The organism is Paenibacillus sp. GP183, from assembly GCF_900104695.1.
Lineage (GTDB): Bacteria > Bacillota > Bacilli > Paenibacillales > NBRC-103111 > Paenibacillus_AI.
Map to the genome: position 1 here is coordinate 4952984 of NZ_FNSW01000001.1, position 17200 is coordinate 4970183.

General features: G+C 47.3%; 13 protein-coding genes. 11 read left to right on the forward strand and 2 right to left on the reverse strand.

The window, feature by feature from the left end:
• Positions 1-80: 80 nt before the first annotated feature.
• From hemE to hemY, 3 genes are read left to right on the forward strand one after another with little or no spacing between them, the layout of a single operon-like run.
• Complete coding sequence (gene hemE / locus BLV33_RS24575; RefSeq protein WP_090797911.1) at positions 81-1151, forward strand: uroporphyrinogen decarboxylase; 1071 nt, start codon at positions 81-83, stop codon at positions 1149-1151.
• Positions 1148-2077 (forward strand): ferrochelatase, encoded by a 930-nt coding sequence (gene hemH / locus BLV33_RS24580; RefSeq protein WP_090797913.1) that lies wholly within the window; start codon positions 1148-1150, stop codon positions 2075-2077. The genes hemE and hemH overlap by 4 nt, the downstream gene beginning before the upstream one ends.
• 22 nt (positions 2078-2099) lie before the next feature.
• Positions 2100-3584: a protoporphyrinogen oxidase gene (hemY, locus tag BLV33_RS24585; protein ID WP_090797915.1), complete on the forward strand. Its 1485-nt coding sequence runs from the start codon at positions 2100-2102 to the stop codon at positions 3582-3584.
• On the opposite strand, the gene BLV33_RS24590 is transcribed toward hemY, so the two are convergent.
• A complete protein-coding gene (locus BLV33_RS24590; protein ID WP_090797916.1) occupies positions 3549-4208 on the reverse strand; it encodes a Crp/Fnr family transcriptional regulator in 660 nt (219 codons plus the stop codon). The genes hemY and BLV33_RS24590 overlap by 36 nt on opposite strands.
• A 76-nt stretch (positions 4209-4284) precedes the next feature.
• Between BLV33_RS24590 and hemL the strand changes: the two genes are divergently transcribed.
• Positions 4285-5583 (forward strand): glutamate-1-semialdehyde 2,1-aminomutase, encoded by a 1299-nt coding sequence (hemL, locus tag BLV33_RS24595; protein WP_090797918.1) that lies wholly within the window; start codon positions 4285-4287, stop codon positions 5581-5583.
• A 77-nt stretch (positions 5584-5660) separates the two neighbouring features.
• On the opposite strand, the gene BLV33_RS24600 is transcribed toward hemL, so the two are convergent.
• Positions 5661-7139 (reverse strand): phosphodiester glycosidase family protein, encoded by a 1479-nt coding sequence (locus BLV33_RS24600; RefSeq protein WP_253187158.1) that lies wholly within the window; start codon positions 7137-7139, stop codon positions 5661-5663.
• Positions 7140-7298: 159 nt separating this feature from the next.
• Between BLV33_RS24600 and BLV33_RS24605 the strand changes: the two genes are divergently transcribed.
• The 7 genes from BLV33_RS24605 to murC all read left to right on the forward strand — a co-directional run bounded on the left by BLV33_RS24605 (position 7299) and on the right by murC (position 17085).
• On the forward strand, positions 7299-8189 hold the full coding sequence (locus tag BLV33_RS24605; RefSeq protein ID WP_090797921.1) for an RluA family pseudouridine synthase: 891 nt from the start codon (positions 7299-7301) through the stop codon (positions 8187-8189).
• A gap of 118 nt (positions 8190-8307) precedes the next feature.
• Positions 8308-9267: a LysM peptidoglycan-binding domain-containing protein gene (locus BLV33_RS24610; protein ID WP_090797922.1), complete on the forward strand. Its 960-nt coding sequence runs from the start codon at positions 8308-8310 to the stop codon at positions 9265-9267.
• A 137-nt stretch (positions 9268-9404) separates the two neighbouring features.
• Entirely contained in the window at positions 9405-10451 is a 1047-nt protein-coding gene (locus BLV33_RS24615) for an ogr/Delta-like zinc finger family protein (RefSeq protein ID WP_253186956.1), read from the forward strand.
• A gap of 1 nt (position 10452) precedes the next feature.
• Positions 10453-11043: a hypothetical protein gene (locus tag BLV33_RS24620; RefSeq protein WP_090788281.1), complete on the forward strand. Its 591-nt coding sequence runs from the start codon at positions 10453-10455 to the stop codon at positions 11041-11043.
• 537 nt (positions 11044-11580) lie between these two features.
• Entirely contained in the window at positions 11581-14250 is a 2670-nt protein-coding gene (locus BLV33_RS24625) for a valine--tRNA ligase (RefSeq protein WP_090797924.1), read from the forward strand.
• Positions 14251-14318: 68 nt separating this feature from the next.
• Positions 14319-15689, forward strand: a complete 1371-nt coding sequence (locus tag BLV33_RS24630) for a bifunctional folylpolyglutamate synthase/dihydrofolate synthase (RefSeq protein WP_090797925.1) — start codon at positions 14319-14321, stop codon at positions 15687-15689.
• Between the two features lie 7 nt (positions 15690-15696).
• Positions 15697-17085 carry a UDP-N-acetylmuramate--L-alanine ligase gene (gene murC, locus BLV33_RS24635; protein WP_090797927.1) on the forward strand — a complete coding sequence of 463 codons (1389 nt, stop codon included), beginning with the start codon at positions 15697-15699 and terminating at the stop codon, positions 17083-17085.
• The last annotated feature ends 115 nt before the right edge of the window (positions 17086-17200 follow it).

The following is a 17200-nucleotide window of genomic DNA, read 5'->3' on the forward strand; positions in this document are numbered from 1 at the left end:
GTTGTGACAAGGTTATAATTAGGGCATAATGGAAACAGAGCCCAGCTATGCACGAACGCAGCAAAAAGGGAAGGTGCTTTATGACTTATAACGATAATTTTATTAAAGCCTGCCGCAAGCAGCAGGTAGATATTGTGCCGGTATGGTACATGCGCCAGGCCGGACGTTATGATCCTGATTATCGCAAAATCAAAGAGAAGTTCTCCTTGCTTGAAATATGCGCACAGCCGGAGTTGGCCGCTGAAATCACGATGATGCCGGTTAAAAAGCTTGGCGTCGATGCCGCTATTTTATATTCGGACATTATGAATCCGGTTGCTTCGCTGGGTGTTGATTTCGATATCGTCAAGAATATCGGTCCGGTCATTCATACTCCCATTCGCACACTTCAAGATGTAGAGCGTTTGCGTCCCATTGATGTGGGCAAGGATTTATCGCATATTATCCGCACGATTGAGATTCTACATAAAGAATTACAGGTTCCCTTGATCACTTTTGCCGGGGCGCCTTTTACGATTGCCAGCTATTTGATAGAAGGCAAGCCTTCCAAAACCTATATCATGACGAAGCAAATGATGTACAACGAGCCCAAGGTGTGGTTTGGGCTTATGGACAAGCTGGGTGATATGGTCATTACTTATCTGAAGGCTCAACTTGATGCAGGTGCAAAAGCGGTACAGATTTTTGACAGCTGGGTTGGCGCCCTGTCTCCTATCGATTATCAAACGTATGTACTTCCTACGATCATCCGCATTTTTAAACAGCTCTCTTCCTATAAAGAGCCCAAGATTTATTTCCCCGGAGTCAGCTCAGGCGAGCTGCTTCCTTATTTGCACGACATTGAGGCGGATGTCATCGGACTGGATTGGCGAATTCCTGTTGAAGAAGGGCGCCGGCGTTTGGGCGACCGTTTTGCGGTACAAGGCAATCTTGATCCCTATGTGCTTACAGCTCCGCAAAGTGTGATCGAACGCCAAGCCAAAGATATCATCGACCAGGGGATCCGAAAGCCCGGCTATATTTTCAACTTGGGTCACGGATTATATCCTGAAGCTTCCCTGGACAAGCTGAAGGAGCTGACCTCTTTTATCCATACCTACTCACGCTCCGCAATGTCTCAACAATCCGCAAAAAGTGGTGCTGCCAAATGACAAAGAAACGCATCGGTGTATTAGTGATGTCCTACGGGACTCCGGAAAGCCTGGATCAAATTGAAGCCTATTATACGCATATCAGACGTGGCAGTCCGCCGACACCCGAACAGCTTCATGATTTAAAAAGCCGCTATGAGGCCATAGTAGGCGGATTTTTTCCGCTAAGAGAAAATACGAATAAACAACTAAAATCGCTGCAGGATACCTTAAACCGGGAGCACCCGGAGCATGAATTTATTTGTTATCATGGTCTGAAACATGCTGCTCCTTTCATAGAAGACGGGGTGGCCGGTATGGTGGAGGATGGGATCACGGAAGCCATAGGCGTTGTGCTCGCTCCGCATTATTCAACGATGAGTGTTGGCAGCTATGTGAAGCGGGCAAAGGAAAAAGCAGAAGAGACCGGGTTGAATATGGAGTTTGTTATGAGCTATCACCTTCACCCCAAGCTTCTCGAAGCTTTAACGCTGCGTGTGAGAAAGGCATTAACCCTATTTGCCGATGCGAGGCCGGTAGAAGTTAAAGTGATTTTTACTGCACACAGCTTGCCGGAGAAAATTTTGGAGATGAAGGATCCTTATCCCGATCAACTTCTTGCTACGGCTTCGGCTGTCGCAGAGCGGGCAAGCATTACGAATTGGATGTTTGGCTGGCAGAGCGCCGGACGAACGGCTGCTCCTTGGTTAGGTCCTGATATTCTGGATGTTTTGCGTCAGATTCACGATGATGAGCACGTCAAGCATGTGCTGGTATGCCCGATCGGCTTTGTATCGGACCATCTTGAGGTTCTGTATGATATTGATATCGAATGCAAGCATTTAGCCAAGCAGCTCGGGATGCATTTGGAACGAACGGAATCCTTAAATACGGACCCCCTCTACATGGAAACCCTCAGCGACGTTGTTTTTGAGAAAGTGAAGTAAGGGGAGGAAGGAAGCAATCCCAATGACGACGAGTCCAAATGTAATGATCATCGGCGGAGGCATTACGGGATTAACAGCTGCTTATTATTTGCAAAAACAGCTGAAACAGGATGGATGGAATGCGCGCATATCGGTGGTCGAGCAATCAGGCTCATTCGGGGGCAAAATCCATACCCTTGAGCGAGATGGTTTTATCATCGAAAAAGGGCCGGATTCCTTTCTGGCGCGAAAGCGCCCGGTAATTGATCTGACTCGGGAGCTTGGGCTTGAGGATGAATTAAGAGGACAAAACCCAAAGGCAAAGAAAACCTATATCCTGCATCACGGCAAGCTGCATCGAATGCCTCCGGGACTTGTTCTCGGTATTCCAACAGAGTGGTCGCCGCTGATGAAAACCGGACTGATTTCACCGTTTGGGAAAATACGTGCAGCTATGGATACTTTGCTTCCCAAACGTGAGGACAAGTCCGATGAATCCCTCGGGCATTTTCTTGCGCGTAGACTTGGCAAGGAAGTATTGGAGCATATTGCGGAGCCTTTGCTGGCTGGTATTTATGCCGGTGACACGCATGCTCTCAGCCTTCAAGCTACATTTCCGCAATTTAAGGAAATGGAACAAAACAAACGCAGTCTCATCCTCGGCATGATGGCGAATAAAAGCAAGACCGCAGCTGAGAATACGGATCTGCCGCCGGCTGCTCAAAATTCCCAATTTTTGACTTACAAAAAAGGTTTGCAAACATTGGTGAATGCGCTTGTGCAAGCACTTGATGCAGCTGATCTCAGAACGGGCGAGAGTGTGAAAGCCATCCAGAGATTGGAGAATCGAATTGAAGTTGTGTTTGAGGATGGGCATTCAGAGATGGTGGATGGCGTTATTCTAACTGCACCCGCTTATCAAGCTGCGAAGCTGCTAGCTCATCTGCCTGCTTCCGAGAAACTGAAAAAGATCAATTATGTATCCGTGGCCAATGTGATTATGGCTTTTGATCTCAAAGATATTCCAATTACGATGGATGGTTCGGGATTCTTGATTCCTCGCAAGGAAGCTAGAACGATCACAGCCTGCACCTGGACTTCAGCCAAATGGCTGCATACCGCACCAGAAGGCAAAGTTTTGCTTCGCTGCTATGTCGGCCGTTCCGGCCAAGAAGATTGGGTCAATTGGGAGGATCAGGAGCTGGTGCAAAGTGTGCGGAAGGATATTGCCGAGTTGATGGGGATTCATGCTGAGCCGGAGTTTGTTGAGATTACGCGTATGCCCCATTCCATGCCTCAATACCCGGTTGGGCATCTGGATATGGTTGCGGAGTTTCGTAGTGAGCTGGCTGAAGCGATACCCGGTGTTTATGTTACCGGTGCAGGCTTCCACGGTGTGGGCATTCCTGACTGCATTCGACAGGGAAAAGATGCATCTCAGCAGCTAACACAATATTTGCAGCAAACTGCGGGAATATCGGAACCGGTTGGGTTAGCGAAGCTTGGACAAATCAAGCTTGAAGTCTGATGGGGAAATCTGCAGAATTTGTTTTTCTTCAAGATCGCGGATAACCTGCATTAAAGTGACCTTCTGCACACCGGCCATTTGCGAGATTTCGTCGTAGTTGAGGTCGAGTTTGATGGTAATCGTGCTGCCAATCCGAAGGCCGTGCTTATTGGCAAGCTTGATTAAGCTTTTGATTACACGTGTTCTTGCATCTAGAAACGTTAAATCATAAACGTGTTGATTCGTGTCACGAAGCCGATTGCCTAGCTCACGCATGATTCCCAGAGTAATGTCAAAATGCTCTCGGAGCAGCCCCAAAAATCTGTCGCCTGAAATGGCGATGAGGGTGCTGTCCTCTAATGTGCTGGCGGAGGCAGAACGAGGCTTGCCGTCGATCAGTGACATTTCGCCAAAGCTTTCACCGGTTCTACACATCGTGAGAATCTTTTCTTCTCCATTGGCACCCGTCGTATAGATTTTAACCGATCCGCCCAAAATCATGTAAAACTCGCCGCCCGGATCTTTTTCGGTAAATAATATACTGTTTGCCCTGACTGTTTTCCTGGAGCAAATTTGGGCGATGGCTTCCAGTTGTGATTTGTTTAACAAGGAAAATAGGGGTACCTTTTGAATGAATTCGATCATAACATCCCTCTATTGGTATGGAGTATGGATTTTCCCCTTTATTTTATCATAATAGATTAGGCGGGTGTACTTTAAAATGAAAAATTCGAGAAGAATCGACAATTTATCCGCTTCTGCATTTGAAGAAGCCAAGAAGTACATACCCGGGGGTGTAAACAGCCCAGTAAGAGCTTTCAAATCGGTAGGCCTTACCCCTCTTTTTATGGATCGCGGTGAGGGTTCTCGTGTTTTTGACATTGATGGCCGCTCCTACATTGATTATGTCGGTTCATGGGGTCCTCTGATCCTGGGGCATGCCCATCCCGATGTACTTAAGGCTGTCCTGGATACGGCTGCAAAAGGAACCAGCTTTGGAGCCCCAACACTCCTGGAAACGGAGATGGCCAAACTGGTCGTGGAAAGAGTGCCTTCCCTGGACATGGTGCGTATGGTAAATTCCGGGACAGAAGCCACGATGAGCGCACTCAGGCTGGCACGGGGGTTTACACGGCGCAATAAGATCGTGAAGTTTGAAGGCAGTTATCACGGACATGCCGATGCACTGTTGATCAAAGCGGGCTCCGGCGTTGCTACCCTGGGCTTGCCGGACAGTCCCGGTGTTCCGGAAAACGTAGCGGCTAATACGATTACGGTTCCTTATAACCATCTGGATGCCGTGCAGCTAGTTTTTGAGAAATTCGGCGAGGATATAGCTGCTATCATCGTGGAGCCCGTCGCCGGCAACATGGGTGTCGTTCCGCCGGAACCGGGATTTCTCCAAGGACTTCGCGATGTAACCAAGCGATATGGCAGCTTATTGATCTTTGATGAGGTTATGACTGGCTTTCGGGTACACAAGCATTGTGCTCAAGGGCTGTATGGCATCTCACCGGATCTTACCTGTTTGGGTAAGGTTATTGGAGGAGGGCTGCCTGTCGGCGCTTATGGCGGCCGCAGGGACGTCATGGAAATGATTGCGCCGGCCGGACCGATCTATCAAGCTGGAACTTTGTCCGGCAATCCGCTGGCAATGGCAGCCGGGTATACAACCTTGAAGCTTTTGGGTGAACCGGGCGTCTACGAAGACCTGGAACGTAAATCTGCGAGACTTGAGCAAGGCTTTGCAAGTAATGCGGCCCAGACCGGGATACCAAGCACAGTCAACCGAGTCGGCTCTATGATTTGTCCTTTTTTCACTGAGCAGCGAGTGATTGATTTTGAAACGGCCAAAACTTCAGATACAGGCAAATTTAATGCTTACTTTGCTTATTTACTGGATGAAGGAGTTTCTGTCGCTCCCTCTCAGTTCGAAGGGATGTTTGTTTCTGCAGCACATTCGGATGAAGATATTGAAGCGACAATTGAAGCCCATCGACAAGCGCTCAAATCATTTTAAGGAATTATATTCTTCACAACAAAGAAAGGGGCTGTCCCGCTGCCATTTTCATGGCTTTTGGGACAGCCCCCTTGAGTTTATGCTGTCGGTGTTGGAGAAGGTGCTGCTCCGGCGCCTCCAGGACTTGCTGCAGGTGTGCTGCTTGGTTTAATCGATGAAGTGGGAACGGGTGACTGCGCAGCTGGAGCTTCTGTCTTGCTTCCGTTAACTGCCGGTGATGATGAAGGAACCGTGTTGGTCTTTGGATCCATTGTTGGCTTGGGTGTTGCTGAAGCCGGTTTATCTGATACTGTTGGTTCATTGACAGCACCAGGTTTGGGAGTAATGCCAGGTGTTGACGATGGAACGGATGATGGAGACGACGATGGTATTGTCGAAGGTGTAGTCGATGGTGTTATTGAAGGTGTTATTGAAGGTGTTGTTGAAGGTTTGGCTGTGGACTTTGAAGCGTTATTTTTTTTATCAGCCATTTCCTTTAAAAACTCGGGATGGTCGTAAGAACCACCTGGATCAATGGTTTTTAATCCTTGCCAGATGTTCTTCACTTCAACCTTTGCCGGGTTGTCAAAAACAAGGAAGGCCGAAGGTAATCTCCGCTCTCCGTAGCGGCTGGACGGCTTGGTGATAAGCTCCTTGTTCACAACCATTTCCGAGGAGGCCCCACCGTCCAGGAAACCGGCATTGATGACTTCGTCCTCAAGAAAAAGATCTTGAACTTCTTTAAGCGTGGCGCCTACACTCGAGGTTTGCCGACCGTCTATGACGATAAAGATAACAGTTCCATCAGCTTTTTGACCTACAGCTGTTCTCGGAGCGCGGCCCCACCCGCCATCACCGCTGGTGATTAAGGGCTTTCCGTTGGCAATGACACGGGGATAAAAAGAAACAGCCTCCGAGACTTTGAGATCGAGCAGCTCGTTTAAACTGTATTTCCCGATGATCAAGGTACCGTCTTTAGTAAATCCAACGATATGCTGCTGGATAGAGCTGTCTTGGTCCGTAAAAAGGATGTTTCCGCCTGAGATAATAGCTCCGATAGGCGCAAACCCGTTTCCGAGACCTTCAGGGTCATCGAACCCCCCGCCATTTACACCAGCTACGGCTCCTGTGCGTTCCACCATTGCCGTGATGCGCTCGCCCTGACCTTGAGTGGCAGGCACTACGACGCGGATCGTGGTAGGATCATACACGTACATCTTTTTGCCTTTCCAAAGCTTACCCGATATGTCCTCAACCTTAATCAAGTTTTCTATTTTACGGCCTTGTTGGTAGTTTACTGCGCTCAGGTTTTGTCTTTCCTCAGCGTTAATTTCAGTTATACTCTGCATTTCAGTGACTAACACATCTCTTTTTTGGGCTCCGACAAAAATCCAGGCCCAATCACGATGCTGAGTAGTAATCACGGTCTTGGCCAGGAATAGACGAATATTCTCTCCCGGCGGTGTCAAAAATAAAAAACTGGAGGCGGCAAAAACACAGACAGCAATAATCAATAACACGCGTTTTAGCAAGCTCCAGTTGCGGATATTGGCAAATAATTGATAAGCAATACTCACAGTTGTAAATCCTCTCCTTATAGCATGAGTGAGTCCATATTTCATAGTGTCGAAAAATATACGCAACTTACATATTATCATATAAACTTATGCATTTGTTATTAAAAATTGTTAAAATATAGTGTAGAAGATTTTTTTAAGTGAGGAATCTGTAAACCTATGATCAGATGGAAGCGCAAAGGCGAATGGATGGAACTCGCTTTATATCATTCCGATTGGAATCCTGTCCAGCAAGATGCTGCGCAAGCTCTCGAGCAGCATTTGAATTTAAGGGTACCTCGCAAGCTTTTTAACAAGTTGTTAAAAGACGGTGGAATTAAACGGCAAGGCGACAGGCTGCTGGTTCGCGTTTTTCCTTCTGAAAGATCAGCCATAGCTTCCGAATATTCGGAGCTGGAAATTCTTTTTGAGGATGACTTTTGCTTGGTGGTAAACAAGCCTGCCGGGATGTCGATCCATCCTGCCGAAAAGGGCCAAAAGGGAACTCTTGCAGGAGCCGTTGCTTATTATTATGAATCTACTGGGCAATCATGCTCTATTCGGCATATCCATCGGCTTGATCGCGATACGACCGGTGCTGTATTGTACGCCAAAAATGAATGGGCACATCTTCTTTTGGATGAAGACATGCGGGAAAAACATATTGAACGCATTTATACGGCTTTGGCCTCAGGTATTTTCACAGCAAAAGAAGGATCTATTCGCGAGCCAATTGGATCGGACCGTCATCTTTCCGGCAAACGCAGGGTTACGCCGGATGGCGATGATGCGTTGACGCATTTTACAGTGTTGGAGCAAATGAAGAAAGCGGCTCATCTGCAGATCAGGCTGGAAACAGGCAGAACTCACCAGATCCGTGTTCACATGAGCTATATCGGTCATCCTTTGCTTGGAGACATTCTCTACGGCGGGACTTCTATCGGAATCGATCGGCAGGCGCTTCATGGAGAGCAGCTGCTTTTTTCACACCCGGTTTCCGGAGAACCCTTATCGATAACTGCCCCTTTACCCGATGATTTCCTGCAGCTTCAGGCCAAGCTTCGCGAATAATGAAAATCTAGTCATGCCATGCTCCCTTCACCCATATACTTTAGAGACAAACAAGTATATTAGAGTATTTCAGGCGTATTGAATGCGCTGGAAATTACATGAAGGGAGGACTGCGTTAGTGGCAGAACAACAACCCGGCTTGAGATTTGATATCTATGAGCGTGTGCATGTACATGAAGGGAATTCCGCGATAAGCGAGCTGAATGAGGTTGAACTCATTCCTCATATTCAAGTGCTGACGCAAGATGAGCAGGCTGTTTTAAAAGGGAATTTGCTCTTGACCGGGAGCTATGTAGATGAATCGGGAGAGGGTACTCGCAGCTTGGAGCATTTTATTCCGGTTGAAATCACGCTTCCACTGAATCGAATTAGCCGCGTTGAGGATATTGTGGTTGAGATCGAAAATTTTGACATCGATCTCCTCTCACCGCGAAGCCTGAACGTGACGGGTGTGCTTTCCCTGCAAGGCGTCGAAATGATTTCGTCTACACAAGACACCTGGCGTGAGGAAGAAGAAGTCGTTTTTGTCCATGAACCGGATCAGCCTCAGCTTGAAGCGGATTCGAATGAATCGATTGAAAGAATTGAAGCCGCAGGGGAAACGACATTTGCTGCTGTACAGCCACAATTTCAGCTGGTGGAAGAGAAGCTTGAGGTCTCAGTAGATGACAGCGCAGAGCTTGCGGAATTACATGAAATTGACGACAAAAAAGATCTCAAGCTCGCTTTTGGCAAAAAAGCGGACGAAGCAATAGAAGTCAAATCGTATGGCATCAAGTCGCTGTTATCCAAAGCGAGCTCCATCTTTCATTCCGACAAACGCAAAGAAGAAGAAGCCGCTTTAGCCGCTGAAGCCGAAGCTTCCAAGGGAGAGCCCGTAGAATGGCAAAAGCTGTTTCTGCAATCAGAGGCAGAAACGCAGGATTTTCGTAAAGTACGCATGTGTATCGTTCAAAGGGAAGAGACGCTTGAAGGCATAGCTAAACGGTATCAACTCAGTCCTAGGGAACTGCAGCTGTTTAATCGGCTCGGCGACCAGGACATCTCCCCAGGCCAAATTATATATCTCCCTAAATAAATGGGGATGGAATGAAGCTCAGGACTCATGTTCCTGAGCTTTTGTTTTTTTTCTACGACAGCAAGATTGACTAGCAGGAATTTCCAATCTTTTATCGAAAGTATAAAGGTCAGAATTTATTGTAGGAGATGACCTTAATGCTTGAGAAAAATAGATTGGGTGCTGCGCCCAGAGTTTACTTCAGACCTGAGTTTAAAAAATGTCCGCACTGTGAGTCAAAATTGCGGAGAACCCATACAGCATGGGAGAAAAAGATTGTCACAACAAACGGAATCATCCATGCATGGAGTATGGCTTATGCTTGCAAAAATCTAGATTGTACACATACAGGAGTTGCGTATAAATCTGCTGAAGCTGAGATGCTTAGCATGAAGCATTCCTCATATGGATATGATGTGCTTGCTCTCGTTGGAGAACTGCGCTTTAAGCAGCATCGAACAGTTAAAGAAGTTGCTGATGCGTTGAATGAACGAGGTATTCCAACGAGTGAAAGGCATGCTCAAAATTTGTACGAACGCTATCAGACGTTGCTTTCTGCGAGTTTGGATGATCATGTAAACAAAGTACTTGCAGAGACTACCGAACAAAATGGCGGCGTCATCTTATCGATGGATGGCGTTCAGCCTGAGAAAGGGAATGAAACTCTATATGTCCTACGCGAAGTATTCAGCGGCACGGTACTCGCTGCACAAAACATGAAGAGCGGAACGGCAGAAGAGCTGAAGACGCTCATTGAACCCATCATGGAGTTGGGCTATCCAATTGTAGGTATTGTAAGTGACGGGCAAAAATCCATTCGGCTGGCATTTGAGACCTTGTTACCGGATGTGCCTTACCAATACTGTCAGTACCATTATCTGAAGGACATAGCCAAACCCATTGTCGAAGCCGATCGTAAATTAAAAATGGAACTCAAAAAAAGCATGCGCGGGATTCGGGACATCGAACGAAAAATAGAACAGGCTGAGATCCAAGCATCCGAGACGGGGAAAACGGAACAGCCAGATTCGGAAACTGCTGAAATTACCGAAGCGCAGATTGCCAAGGGATATGTGGCAGCTGTCCGAGCCTTGCTCCTAGAAGACGGAGATCCACCATTGGAGCTTCCTGGATTAATGATTTATGAACGTGCACAAGCGATTCAGGCTTCTTTACAAAGATGCTTGAGTAAAAAAAGAGCCTAGTTTGCTTCAAAATATTATCAGAATATTCAGCAAAATAGATGAAATGAATCCTGTTTATGAAGCCGTATCGCGGCTAATGAAACCGATGGATTATATCGCCATTATCCTTACCCCTGGTGAAGATAAAACTAGCGAGACGGTTGAATGGGAGCTATCAATGTTACTGAATTGGGTAAAACAAACCTACACGCTTGAGAATGACGAACTCATGGTTAACAATTTACTCAACTTTTCCAAAGGGTTTTGGAGAGGTCTATTCACTTGTTATGATCATTATTACATTCCAAGAACAAATAATGACTTGGAGCAATTCTTTCGACAGACGAAGGCTAGTCACCGTCGAATTACAGGACTTCGTAACTGGAACAGCTACATCGTACGCAATGGTGAAATGATCGTATTGGTGAACGATGCGCTTCGTCAAGAGCATGTGATTTCACGACTGCGTTCCGTTTCCTTTAGTCGTTATAAAGCACGGAAAGCACAGTGGGACCAGCGTTTAACCTGTGTCATATTACGTAAAAAGTTTAATCGCAATACCGAAGGCTACCTCAACGACTTAGAGCATAAATGGAATTTATTGAACAGTTAGTTGATTATGCTGTCGTAGTTTTTTTACTTTCATGCAGGCCCATGGCATAAATATCGCGGATCACGTCCATAATGGAGATAAGCCCAAAAATATGTGAAATTATTGACTCCATCCCAAATGTTCGCTATGATATGTTGTAAATCATTTGTACAATATTTTGGAAACGTCGATAGGGAGTAGTAGATCGTTTGCCCTTCAGAGAGTGGAACTGTAGCGCTGAGAGGTTCCGCAGACAGCAAATGCTCGAAGTCGCCCTTGAGTTGTAAACGTGAACGATGCAGCTTGCCTCCCAATTGAAGCAATCTGGGTTCTAGCGTTTGCCGGCCACAGCCGTTATCTGTTTGAGAGTCATGCCCAACCCCTCTGTGGATTGAACATGAAATGAAGGTGGTACCACGGAAGCTAAACCTTTCGTCCTTTGCGGGGCGAAAGGTTTTTTGACGTTTTCATGATGCTTGGAATCCTCTCATGCAGAGGACATTGGGGTTTCAGCCTGTATCTCGCCATTTATTCTGAAAAATTCCCGGAGGTAATATCATGTCCGAAACGAATGAAACAAAAGTACAAAGTCAAATGCCGACTACCTATGACCCCAAGGAAGCGGAGAAGAAATGGTACGACTATTGGATCCAAAATGAATTTTTTAAAGCAGGCAATCGTCCGGACGCCAAGACGTATACCATCATGATTCCGCCGCCAAACGTGACAGGGATGCTTCATATTGGGCATGCGCTGGACTGTACACTGCAGGATATTTTGATACGCGCCAAGCGGATGCAGGGTTATGATACATTATGGATGCCGGGCTCAGACCATGCAGGAATTGCTACGCAGTCCAGAGTGGAGCAAAAGCTCCGCGAAGAAGGCGTGAATCGCTATGATTTGGGACGCGGCAAGTTCCTGGAACGGGTATGGGAATGGAAGGAGCATTACGCGGAAAGGATTCATGAGCAATGGGCCAAAATGGGCTTTTCGCTGGATTATTCACGTGAGCGATTCACGCTCGATGAAGGGCTGTCCAAAGCGGTTCGCGAAGTGTTCGTCAGCCTTTATGAAAAAGGCCTGATTTACCGCGGGAATTATATCATCAACTGGGATCCGGCGGCGCGTACAGCGCTCTCGGATATCGAAGTGGAACATAAAGAGGTACATGGACATCTGTACCACTTGGAGTACAAGACCAAAGATGGCTCAAGTTCCATCATAGTGGCTACTACACGGCCTGAAACCATGCTCGGTGATACGGCTGTTGCCGTTCATCCTGAAGATGAGCGCTATAAGCACCTCATTGGCCAATTGCTCATTTTGCCGATTGTAAATCGGGAAATACCTGTTATCGCTGATGAGTATGTGGAAAAAGAATTTGGAAGCGGTGCAGTAAAAATCACTCCTGCGCACGATCCGAATGACTTTGAAGTAGGCAAGCGCCATAACCTTCCGCAAGTGCTGGTCATGGACGAATCAGCCACGATGAACGCCAATGCCGGGCCTTATCAAGGGATGGATCGCTTTGCCTGTCGCAAACAGCTTGTGGCTGATCTTAAGGAGCAGGGTGTTTTGATCAAGGTTGAAGATCACATCCATCAAGTGGGGCATAGTGAGCGAAGCGGCGCAGTGATCGAGCCTTATTTATCCACTCAATGGTTTGTAAGCATGAAGCCTTTGGCCGATAAAGCGATTGATGCGCAAAAATCAGGCCAAGGCGTCCATTTTGTTCCGGATCGCTTTGAGAAAATATATTTACACTGGATTGAAAATATTAGGGATTGGTGCATCTCCCGCCAGCTCTGGTGGGGCCATCGTATCCCAGCCTGGTATTGCGCCGATTGCGGAGACATTACTGTAGCCCGGGAAGATGCTGCAGCATGTTCACACTGTCAAAGCACGAACATACGTCAAGACGATGATGTGCTCGACACATGGTTCAGCTCTGGGTTGTGGCCGTTCTCGACTCTGGGCTGGCCTGAAAAAACGGAGGATATGGAGCGGTTTTATCCGACCAGCGTCCTTGTAACCGGCTACGATATTATTGGCTTCTGGGTAACGCGGATGATTATCAGCGGTCTCGAGTTCACGCAGCAGATCCCCTTCAGGGACGTGCTGATTCACGGTCTGGTGCGTGATGAGGATGGCCGAAAAATGTCCAAGTCACTAGGCAACGGTGTAGACCCATTCGAGGTTATCGAGAAGTATGGCGCGGATGCCATGCGCTATATGCTTTCGACAAGCAGCACGCCTGGCCAGGATCTGAGCTTCCGCTGGGAACGGGTAGAGCAAGCGCGGAATTTTGCCAATAAAATTTGGAATGCTTCACGCTTTGCCCTGATGAATTTGGAAGGCGTGGCTGCAAGTGATATCGACCTTTCCGGCGAGCTTGGAACAGCCAACCGCTGGATTCTGCACCGCTTGAATGAAACGGTTCGCGAGGTCACGCGGCTTATCGATCAATATGAATTCGGCGAAACCGGCCGCTTGCTGTATAACTTTATTTGGGATGACCTTTGCGACTGGTATATCGAATTTAGCAAGCTCAGCCTTTATGGCACCGATGCGGCAGGCAAAAAGAAAACACAATCGGTGCTCGCTTATGTACTGGATCAAACCCAGCGTCTGATTCATCCGTTCATGCCGTTCATCAGTGAAGAAATTTGGCAGCATCTGCCGCATGAGGGAGACACCATCACGCTGGCCGGTTGGCCTCAAGAGAACAGCAGCTTTGAAGCGACTGGAGCCCTTCGCGAAATGGAGATTTTAATGGACATCATAAGAGTCGTTCGCAACATTCGAGCCGAAGTGAACGTGCCTATGAGCAAGAAGATTGAGCTCCTAGTCAAGCCTTCAAATCATGAAATGCAAGAGATCCTGGGTAGAAATGAAGACTATCTTCGCCGTTTCTGCAATACCTCGGTACTGGAGGTCAACACTGACCTGACTGTTCCTGAAAAGGCTATGACAGCCGTTGTGACAGGTGCAGAGCTTATTCTTCCACTCGCCGGATTAATTGACATTAATCAAGAGCTAGCCCGATTGGAAAAAGAGCTTCAATCGCTGTATACGGAAGTGGAGCGTATTGAGAAAAAGCTCTCCAATGAAGGGTTCACAGCCAAGGCCCCGGCCAAAGTGATCGAGGAAGAGAAAGCCAAACTATCCGATTATGCGGATAAACGGGATAAAGTGATAGGAAGATTAGCGGAATTGAAGGGCTAACGTTATAATTAATGGAATTGCCTAACAACACCCAAATTGTGATTCATATAGTAGAAGAGGATGAGACTATGAGCAAAGCTGCTGCGGGACTTGCCCCATTTCAAAGCGGGGAGGAAGCGGTCGATTGGATCGTGAAGCTGGTGCCTTTCGGCATCAAGCCCGGTCTGAACCGGATGGAGCTGTTAATGGAAAAGCTGGACCATCCGGAACGCAGGCTGAAATTTATCCATGTGGCCGGAACGAATGGAAAAGGTTCAACCTGCGCCTACTTAAGCCGGGTTATTCATGAGTGCGGATATGATGTCGGGATGTTTACATCGCCTTATCTGGAGAGATACACGAACCGCATCTCGCTTAACGGCCAGGATATTGAGGAAAATCATTTGATCAACTTGGTGAATCAACTAAAACCTATCGTCGAAGAAATTGCTGAGACCGAGCTCGGCTCTCCGACGATGTTTGAAGTATCCACGGTACTTGCGATTCTTTATTTTGCGAGAGTGGCTTTTCCTGATTTTGTTGTATGGGAAACCGGGCTTGGCGGGAGACTCGATTCGACCAATATCGTAACTCCGATTGTTTCCGTGATTACCAATATCGGTCATGATCATATGGACATTCTGGGCGATACCTTAGAGCAGATTGCGGCCGAAAAGGCAGGAATTATCAAAGCCGGCGTCCCTGTAATCACAGCTGTTGAGCAGCCCGAACTGCTTGCCATCATTGAGCAGGCGGCCAAGAGCAAACAAACAACCCTATATTCACTTGGCCGTCAGTTTCGGTATGAACCGTTATCGTATGAGCTCGATAAACAATCCTTTCATTTTTCCGGGCCTTTCCGTGAATTGAAAGGGGTTCCTGTCGCTTTGAACGGTGAGCACCAACTGAAAAATGCCGCAGTCGCGATCATGACTTTGGAGGTTCTTCGTCAATATTATGCCTTGATTTTGGATGACGAGCACCTCTATAAGGGACTTAGTGAGACGAAATGGCCGGGCAGGCTGGAGCTGGTTTCCCGGAGCCCGCGCATTCTTCTGGACGGTGCTCATAATCCGGAGGGCGCCGAAACGTTGGCAGCTGCGCTTAAACATATATACCGTTACAAAAAGCTTCATTTTATGATGGGAATGCTGTCTACCAAGAATCATACGGGCTATTTAAGGCATATACTACCATTGGCGGATAGGCTCATCCTTACAGAGCCGAACTTTCATAAAAAGGCAGATGCCTCCAAACTCGCCGAAGCAGCTCATAAGGTAATTCGCGAGCTTGGGCTGAAGGTGGAAGTGCTGATCGAGCCTGATTGGAAGCAGGCGCTGGAAACTCTTAAAAGCGGAACTGAGCAGGATGATCTGGCTGTCGTATCCGGCACGCTGTATTTAATCTCCGATGTTCGTTCTTGGGTTTACTATCAAACCGATTCTGAAAAAGGATGGTGAGAACAGCGTGAATCAAACCGAACACGTGCATTTTATCGGCATCGGCGGATACGGCATGAGTGCCATTGCCAAGGTTATGCTGGAAATGGGATACCGGATTTCCGGATCCGACTTGGTTGAGCAGGAGCTGACTGAAAAGCTAACCGCTAAAGGAGCAAAAGTATTTATCGGCCATGAGGCCCAGAATGTAAGCGGGGCGGATCTGATCGTTTATTCTACGGCTTTGTCCAAGGATAATGTTGAGATGCAGGCAGCTGAAGATTTGAAAATTCCGATTATCCACCGTTCTCAAATGCTGGGTCGTTTAATGAATGAACGAAAAGGAATCGCGGTCGCTGGAGCTCACGGCAAAACGACAACCTCTTCCATGATCGCGCTCGTCATGGAGCTTGCCGGACTGGATCCGACTTATATTATCGGCGGAGAAATTATGAACGTCGGCAGTAACGCCAAGGCGGGAAAAGGCGAATTTGTTGTGGCTGAAGCGGACGAGAGTGACGGCACCTTCCTGCAATATCATCCGACGCTTGCGCTTGTGAACAATATTGAAGCCGATCATCTGGAAAATTACAATGGCGATTTTGAAAATTTAAAGCTGGCGTACGCGCAATTTCTCAGTCAGGTGAAGGAAAACGGCAAAGCGATTGTCTGCCAGGACGACTCCCATCTGCGCGTGATGATTCCGCAAATCAAAAGCGAAGTCATCACGTACGGCATCGAGAGCGAAGCTGACTACACGGCTGAAGATATCCGACTGGGAGATCGTCAAGTATCGTTCAACGTACTTTACCGAGGATCATTGCTTGGTCAAATTCATTTGTCTGTGCCTGGCAAACATAATGTATACAACGCTCTGGCAACCATCATCACTTGTTTGGAGGCAGGTCTTCCCTTTGAAGCCATCGCAGCAGCTATTCATGAGTTCCGCGGCGCCAAAAGAAGGTTTCAAGTGCTTGGAGAAGTTGGGGATATCCTTGTCATCGATGATTACGCACATCACCCGACTGAAATTCAAGCTACGATCAGCGCTGCCAAAGCTACTGGCAAACGGATCATCGCTGTGTTTCAGCCTCAGCGGTATACAAGAACCTATTACTTATTTGAGCAATTCAGCCGTTCCTTTGAAAAAGCGGATGAGGTCATCATTACTGATATTTATTCGCCTGCAGGGGAGAAAAGAATTGAAGGTGTTGACTCGGAAAAGCTTGCCCAGCTCATCAAGCAAAACAGCAATTCAAGCGCCATCCATATCCCGACACGGGATGAAGTGCTGCAGTATTTGATTGATCATGTACAGCCCGGTGATTTGGTGCTGACCATGGGAGCGGGCGATATTTGGAAGGCGGCGGACGGTTTAGCCAAAGCTCTGCGAAAGAAGCATGATACAATCGGGTAAAGGGGAGACTGTTTAAGCAATTGGCTTAAGCGGTCTTTTTTGTTTGAAAAGAAGTAAAAGTTTTTCTCAACTTATTTTGCTTTGCTTCAACTTTGTTCATATTTGTATTCTCTTA

Coding starts and splice junctions, on each gene's coding strand:
- hemE (WP_090797911.1), top strand. CDS start 81: ATGACTTATAACGATAATTTTATTAAAGCCTGCCGCAAGCAGCAGGTA.
- hemH (WP_090797913.1), top strand. CDS start 1,148: ATGACAAAGAAACGCATCGGTGTATTAGTGATGTCCTACGGGACTCCG.
- hemY (WP_090797915.1), top strand. CDS start 2,100: ATGACGACGAGTCCAAATGTAATGATCATCGGCGGAGGCATTACGGGA.
- BLV33_RS24590 (WP_090797916.1), bottom strand. CDS start 4,208: ATGATCGAATTCATTCAAAAGGTACCCCTATTTTCCTTGTTAAACAAA.
- hemL (WP_090797918.1), top strand. CDS start 4,285: ATGAAAAATTCGAGAAGAATCGACAATTTATCCGCTTCTGCATTTGAA.
- BLV33_RS24605 (WP_090797921.1), top strand. CDS start 7,299: ATGATCAGATGGAAGCGCAAAGGCGAATGGATGGAACTCGCTTTATAT.
- BLV33_RS24615 (WP_253186956.1), top strand. CDS start 9,405: ATGCTTGAGAAAAATAGATTGGGTGCTGCGCCCAGAGTTTACTTCAGA.
- BLV33_RS24625 (WP_090797924.1), top strand. CDS start 11,581: ATGTCCGAAACGAATGAAACAAAAGTACAAAGTCAAATGCCGACTACC.
- BLV33_RS24630 (WP_090797925.1), top strand. CDS start 14,319: ATGAGCAAAGCTGCTGCGGGACTTGCCCCATTTCAAAGCGGGGAGGAA.